This window comes from Thermogutta sp. (assembly GCF_014359955.1).
Lineage (GTDB): Bacteria > Planctomycetota > Planctomycetia > Pirellulales > Thermoguttaceae > Thermogutta.
Genome location: NZ_JACIYL010000741.1, coordinates 1 through 2,199 on the forward strand (window position 1 = coordinate 1; position 2,199 = coordinate 2,199).

Genomic DNA, 2,199 nt, shown 5'->3' on the forward strand with positions numbered 1-2,199 from the left:
CCCGTCCAATTCGCCTGACGAGCCGGAGCCGTTGCTCGTTTTCTAAAAATGCCCGTACGACATCGTCCATTTGGAAGCCCCTCTGGCCAGAGGACAAATACCACCACCGGCCGACCACTGGCCGGGACATTTCCCATTCTAATCGCCCGGCATCCCATGCAAAACAACCAGCCAACGCCGAAGGGGCACGCTCGTCGTGCCCGGGGAATGGGAATGGAGGATCCAACGTTAAACGACGGACGTGACAGGAACGTCCCTCCGAGAAATCGTTCGGAGGGGCACGCTTGTCGTGCCCGTTGAAGCGGGATCGATCATCAGTCGGTGTTCATCGGACCCGACGAGCGGGTCCCTCCGTTGTGTGGATTGAAGGGTCGGGTTCCACCCCGACGGGTCACGTAGTTTCATCCCGTTCATGGGGTGGATTGGCGGGCCCGGCATCATCCGGGCCAACGGTAAGGTTGTGAAGGCTAAAGCCTTCACGCAAAAGCGGCGATAAATCGCCGCACTCCATATGGAGTGCGGGGCTTTAGCCCCGCTTTCGGCGCGGGACTTCAGTCCCCGCGGAGAGGCAATGGATGATCAAACGTTAAACGACGGACCCGACAAGCGGGTCCCTCCGGATTCGGGTCCCTCCAGATACGGGCCGGACGTGCACGTCCCTCCGGGTTGAATGTCGCTCCCGCAAGAACCGCTGTGGACGGCGGCGTCGCCATCGGCGCCAGAAAAGGCCCATCAGCAATTGTCGGGGTCCCCCGTGTGTGATAAAAATGGCAAATTCAGAAAAGGAATGTCACACGAAAGCGGCGCAAGGAACATTGACACAGTGAGATACAGCCGATGAGCACTGCCAAACTCGATGACTATGTCGTGCTTCTGTCGTTACCTCATTTGCGGGAAAAAGATGTCGCCCGGATGGAAAACCTCCGGGAAATGACCGCGGGCGGGGAGATTGTGGATTTGGTCCCCAGCTTTCCCGCCGTCACCTGTCCCGTGCAGGCGAATATGACGACGGGACGACTTCCCGATAAACACGGAGTGATCGCCAACGGATTTTACTGGCGGGAGCGCGACGAAGTGGAGATGTGGACGTCTCCCAATGATTGCATCGAGGCACCGCAACTGTGGGACTTTCTCTATCATCATGAGCGGGGCCTGGTGAGTGCGGCCTGGTTTCCTCTCCATTCCAAAGAGTGCGGAGCCGAGTACATCTGCACGCCTGCCCCGATCCACAATCCCGACGGCACCGAGACCCTCTGGTGTTACACACGCCCGGAGGACCTCTATCTGAAACTGCGGGAGGCCCTGGGGGATTTCCCCCTGCATCGCTTTTGGGGACCGCTGGCCAACATCGAGAGTACGCGCTGGATCGTGGAATCCGCCATCCTGCTTGCGCAGGAATATCGGCCAAACTTTTTCTACATCTATCTTCCTCGTCTGGACTACGCGGCACAGCGGGATGGCCCGGAGAGTGCCGCCGCGATGAAAGCCGTCCAGGAACTGGACGAAGTCCTCGGCCGATTGATGACCGGTCTCCGCGACGCCTACGATGGAGACCCTCTCTGGCTGGTTGCCGGAGAATACGTCATCACTCCCGTGGAACGGGTTGTGTATCCCAACCGAATTCTCCGGGAAGCCGGCCTGCTGAAGGTGCGTGAAGAAAAAGACGGGGAGTACCTTGACACCGAAAACAGTGCGGCCTGGGCCCTGGCCGATCACCAGGTGGCGCATATCTACGTAAAAGATGCCGAGCCTGACGTGATTGAAAGAGTGGTGGGGCTTTTCCGAGGTCTTCCCGGTGTGGACGAGGTACTGGCCCTGGAAGAACGATCGCGGTACCACCTCAACCATCCGCGGAGCGGAGAGGTCATTCTCAGTGCGCAGCCGGATGCGTGGTTCGCGTACTACTACTGGCTGGAGGATCACCTGGCACCCCCGTTCGCCAGGAAGGTGGACATCCACCGCAAACCTGGGTATGATCCCGTCGAACTGTTTTTTGATCCCAACACCCGGGGTATTCCTCTGAAGGCGGAACTGGTTCAGGGATCGCACGGTGCGCCCGTTCGCGATAAGTCCCAGCGGACGGTGCTGATCAGCTCCCACCCGGGAATACTGCCGCCGGAGCCTGCCCGGGATACCGACGTGTTCCACGTGGTGTTAAAACATTTTGGCATGCGATTGACGACGTTCGATTGATCCCAT

At 59.1% G+C, this 2,199-nt stretch carries 1 protein-coding gene; it reads left to right on the forward strand.

The window, feature by feature from the left end:
* The first annotated feature begins 837 nt into the window (after nucleotides 1-837).
* Nucleotides 838-2,193: a nucleotide pyrophosphatase/phosphodiesterase family protein gene (locus H5U08_RS16495; protein WP_297035559.1), complete on the forward strand. Its 1,356-nt coding sequence runs from the start codon at nucleotides 838-840 to the stop codon at nucleotides 2,191-2,193.
* Nucleotides 2,194-2,199 lie beyond the last annotated feature (6 nt).